We start from the raw sequence: 4,167 nt of genomic DNA, 5'->3' as shown, positions 1-4,167 counted from the left end.
CTCGGTGTGGGACACGCTCGGGTAGGGTCCCCGCGGACCGCGCAACGACCAGCAGAATGACTCCGACGATCCGAATCGAAGGGACAACGATGACCGTGAAATTCTTCGCCACCGGGGTGGCTGCTGTCGCCGCCATCGGCGCCGCCGCGGCCGGTGCGACGGCGCTGACCGTCGGCGCCGCACCGCAGGTCGTGCCCGTCGTGCACACTGCCCCCCTCGACCCGCCACCGCCCGCGCCGGGCGAGCCGCCGCTGCCGAGCCCCGAGCAGCTGGCCGACCTGTGCAACCGCGTCACCGACCCGGGCGTGGGCTATGAGACCAAAGTCGGCCTGGTGGAAAACGGCATCCCGGCTGGCGAGGGCCACGTGGCCGACCACGATCTGCGCAAGGCCTACCGCAACGGAAACTTCCCCGAGCAGTTCAATGTCACCAACATCGAGCCGGTTCCAGGTAACGGCGTGAAGGCCGACGTCGCGATCACCGGGCCGAAGTTCGCCGGTCCGGTCGAAAAGACGCTGGTGTTCGTCGACCAGGGCGGCACCTGGATGCTGCAGCACGACTCCGCGCTCGCGCTGGTGCAAGCGGCGACCGCCGTCAACTGAGCACGACGCGGCACACCTAGTCGGCGTGCGGCGTGACCGCGTCGAGGTCGAGCAACCGCGCGTGCAGGACGGTGCGATTCCGCAGCGCCGCACGCACCGCGCGGTGCAGGCCGTCTTCGAGGTAGATGACGCCTTTCCACAGCACGGCGTGCGGAAACAGGTCGCCGTAGAACGTGGAGTCCTCCGACAGCAGCCGGTCCAGCGCCAGCACCGTTGTCGTGGTGACGATCTCGTCGAGCCGGATCTGTCGCGGCGGAATCCGCGACCAATCGCGGTAGGACAGGTTGTGGTCGGGGTATGGCTTGCCGTCGCGCACGCCTTTGAAAATCATCCCTCGGCTGTCTCCAACGTGAGGCTCACCGATGCGGCCATGGACGCCACGATATCGCGACGACGACGCCAGCCGGTTCGGCCGGAGGAGAAGTCGCGACAGACGCAGTTGAGCCTGGTGATCCCCGTAAACTGGTCGAGGTTAGGAGGGTTGATCTGTCAGATGGGAACTGCCGACGAGCGCCGCTTCCAGGTGCTGCATGCGATTGTCGCCGACTTCGTCGCCACCAAGGAGCCGATCGGTTCCAAGTCGCTGGTGGACCGGCACAACCTCGGCGTCTCTTCCGCCACTGTGCGCAATGACATGGCCGTCCTCGAGGCCGAGGGCTACATCACCCAGCCGCATACCAGCTCGGGTCGAGTCCCCACGGAGAAGGGCTACCGCGAGTTCGTCGACCGCCTCGACGACGTCAAGCCGCTCTCGGTGGCCGAGCGGCGGGCGATCCAGAGCTTCCTGGAATCCGGCGTCGACCTCGACGACGTGCTGCGCCGCGCCGTCCGCCTGCTCGCCCAGCTCACCCGCCAGGTGGCCGTCGTGCAGTACCCGACACTGTCGACGTCGACGGTGCGGCACCTGGAAGTGATCGCGCTGACTCCCGCCCGCCTGCTGATGGTGGTCATCACCGACACCGGACGGGTGGACCAGCGCATCGTCGAACTCGGCGACGTGATCGACGACCACCAGCTGTCGCAGCTGCGGGAGATGCTCGGGGCGGCGCTGGAGGGCAAGAAGCTGTCCGCGGCGTCCGTCGCGGTGGCCGACCTGGCGGCCCAACTCGATGGTCGCGGGGGACAGTCGAAGAGCCTCAGCGACGCGGTGGGTCGTTCGGCGACGGTGCTGCTCGAGTCGCTGGTCGAGCACACCGAGGAGCGCCTGCTGCTCGGCGGAACCGCCAACCTGACCCGCAACACCGCCGACTTCGGCGGCTCGCTGCGCTCGATCCTCGAGGCGCTGGAGGAGCAGGTCGTCGTCTTGAAGCTGCTGGCCGCGCAGCAGGAGGCCGGCAAGGTCACTGTCCGCATCGGCCACGAAACCGAGGCCGAGCAGATGATGGGCACTTCGGTGGTGTCGACGGCCTACGGCACCTCCGACACCGTCTACGGCGGCATGGGTGTCCTCGGGCCCACCCGAATGGACTATCCGGGAACTATCGCTAGTGTCGCTGCGGTTGCTCTTTACATCGGAGAAGTGCTGGGTACACGTTAAACCCGCGCTGCAGGCACAATTCATTCAAGACCGCCGGTTGGCGGTCGGAATCTGGGCCGAGGAGTTCAGGAGAGGTCAGGAAGGTCAAGCGTGGCACGCGACTATTACGGTCTGCTCGGCGTGAGCAAGAACGCGAGCGATACGGAGCTCAAGCGCGCGTATCGCAAGCTGGCCCGTGAGCTGCACCCGGATGTCAACCCCGACGAGGCCGCGCAGGCGAAGTTCAAGGAGATCAGCGTCGCCTACGAGGTGCTGTCCGACCCGGAGAAGCGACGCATCGTCGACATGGGCGGCGATCCGCTGGAGAACGCGGCCGCGGGCGGCAGCGGCTTCGCGGGCTTCGGTGGCCTGGGTGACGTTTTCGAGGCGTTCTTCGGCGGCGGCACGACGTCCCGCGGACCGGTCGGCCGGGTCCGGCCGGGGTCGGACTCGCTCCTTCGGATGCGGCTCGACCTCACCGAATGCGCGACCGGCGTGAGCAAACAGGTCACCGTCGACACCGCGGTGCTGTGTGACCGATGCCAGGGCCGCGGCACCAACGGCGACTCGAAGCCGGTGTCGTGTGACACCTGCGGCGGTCGCGGGGAAGTGCAGACCGTGCAGCGATCCCTGCTCGGCCAGGTGATGACGGCACGCCCGTGTCCGACCTGCCGTGGTGTCGGCGAAGTCATTCCGGACCCATGTCACCAGTGCGGCGGTGACGGACGGGTGCAGGCCCGCCGGGACATCACCGTCAAGATCCCCGCCGGCGTCGGCGACGGCATGCGGGTCCGGTTGGCCGCGCAGGGAGAAGTGGGTCCGGGCGGCGGACCGGCCGGTGACCTGTATGTCGAGATCCACGAGCAGCCGCACGACATCTTCGTGCGCGACGGCGACGATCTGCATTGCACGATTTCGGTGCCGATGGTCGACGCGGCGCTGGGCACGACCGTGACCATCGACGCGATCCTCGACGGCCTGACCGAGATCACGATTCCGCCGGGCACACAGCCCAATTCGGTGACGACTCGCCGCGGCCACGGCATGCCGCACCTGCGTTCCGGCGCACGCGGTGACCTGCACGTACACGTCGAGGTGGTGGTGCCCGAACGGCTCGACCACCAGGACGCCGAGCTGCTGCGCGAGTTCAAGAGCCGACGCGGCCGCGACGTCGCCGAGGTCCAGTCGACTCATGCGCCCGCCAACCACAATGGCGGGCTGTTCAGCCGGCTGCGCGAAACGTTCACCGGCCGCTAATTGGCCGGCCTGTTCTATGTCGGCGCGCTGCCCGAAAACGGTGAGGTCGCGGTCGTCGACGGTGACGAAGGCTTCCACGCCGCCACCGTGCGCCGCATCCGCGTCGGCGAGGCGCTGACGCTCGGCGACGGCAACGGCGCCGTTGCGCGCTGCGTCGTCGAGCAGGTCGCGCGTGACGGGCTGCGGGCCAGGGTGCTCGACCGTCGACACGTCCAGCCCGCTCGGCCGCCGGTGACCGTCGTCCAGGCCCTGCCCAAATCCGAGCGCTCCGAGCTGGCCGTCGAATTGGCGACCGAAGCCGGCGCCGACACGCTGGTCGCCTGGCAGGCTGCCCGGTGCGTGGCCCGCTGGGACGGCCCGCGCGCCGACAAGGGCTTGCGACGCTGGTCGGCGGTCGCGCGAGCGGCGGCACAGCAGTCCCGCCGCGCCTACATCCCGCCCGTCGAGGGCGTGTGGTCCACTGCGATGTTGGCGGTGCGAATCGGTGACCTGGTCGCCGAAGGCGGCCTCGTCCTGGCGCTGGACGGTGTCGCCGAGCGGCCGTTGACGGATCTGAGCCCGGCGCAGGCGACGTCGGTGACGGTCGTCGTCGGCCCGGAGGGCGGAATAGCCCCCGACGAGATCACCGCACTCGTGGAAGCCGGTGCGAAAGCGGTCCGGCTGGGGCCGACCGTGCTGCGAACGTCGACCGCGGCGGCCGTCGCGCTCGGCGCGCTGGGGGTGTTGACGTCGCGGTGGTCAACTGCCGACGGCGGCCAACCATTGGGTCCGTTCACCGACCGGCGGTAGACT

The 4,167-nt window shown here is 69.0% G+C and carries 5 protein-coding genes; 4 read left to right on the top strand and 1 reads right to left on the bottom strand.

The window, feature by feature from the left end; translation table 11 throughout:
- The first annotated feature begins 89 nt into the window (after window positions 1-89).
- Window positions 90-602, top strand: a complete 513-nt coding sequence (locus MKK62_RS25695) for an MTB12 family secreted protein (protein ID WP_240263107.1) — start codon at window positions 90-92, stop codon at window positions 600-602.
- A gap of 16 nt (window positions 603-618) precedes the next feature.
- Here the strand turns inward: MKK62_RS25695 and MKK62_RS25690 are convergent, their stop codons facing one another.
- Window positions 619-933 (bottom strand): type II toxin-antitoxin system VapB family antitoxin, encoded by a 315-nt coding sequence (locus MKK62_RS25690; RefSeq protein ID WP_240263108.1) that lies wholly within the window; start codon window positions 931-933, stop codon window positions 619-621.
- 162 nt (window positions 934-1,095) lie between these two features.
- On the opposite strand from MKK62_RS25690, the gene hrcA reads away from it, so the two are divergent.
- The 3 genes from hrcA (at window position 1,096) to MKK62_RS25675 (ending at window position 4,164) form a co-directional block, all read left to right on the top strand.
- Complete coding sequence (hrcA, locus tag MKK62_RS25685) at window positions 1,096-2,139, top strand: heat-inducible transcriptional repressor HrcA (protein WP_240263109.1); 1,044 nt, start codon at window positions 1,096-1,098, stop codon at window positions 2,137-2,139.
- Between the two features lie 90 nt (window positions 2,140-2,229).
- Window positions 2,230-3,375, top strand: a complete 1,146-nt coding sequence (gene dnaJ, locus MKK62_RS25680) for a molecular chaperone DnaJ (RefSeq protein WP_240263110.1) — start codon at window positions 2,230-2,232, stop codon at window positions 3,373-3,375.
- Window positions 3,376-4,164: a 16S rRNA (uracil(1498)-N(3))-methyltransferase gene (locus MKK62_RS25675; RefSeq protein WP_240263111.1), complete on the top strand. Its 789-nt coding sequence runs from the start codon at window positions 3,376-3,378 to the stop codon at window positions 4,162-4,164. It begins immediately after the preceding gene.
- Window positions 4,165-4,167 lie beyond the last annotated feature (3 nt).

The organism is Mycobacterium paraterrae, from assembly GCF_022430545.2.
Classification (GTDB): Bacteria; Actinomycetota; Actinomycetes; order Mycobacteriales; family Mycobacteriaceae; genus Mycobacterium; species Mycobacterium paraterrae.
This window is presented reverse-complemented; position numbering and strand designations above follow the sequence as displayed.

Bases quoted from the DNA above. Each gene is read 5' to 3' on its own strand.
- MKK62_RS25695 (WP_240263107.1), top strand. From the start codon at position 90: ATGACCGTGAAATTCTTCGCCACCGGGGTGGCTGCTGTCGCCGCCATC.
- MKK62_RS25690 (WP_240263108.1), bottom strand. From the start codon at position 933: ATGATTTTCAAAGGCGTGCGCGACGGCAAGCCATACCCCGACCACAAC.
- hrcA (WP_240263109.1), top strand. From the start codon at position 1,096: ATGGGAACTGCCGACGAGCGCCGCTTCCAGGTGCTGCATGCGATTGTC.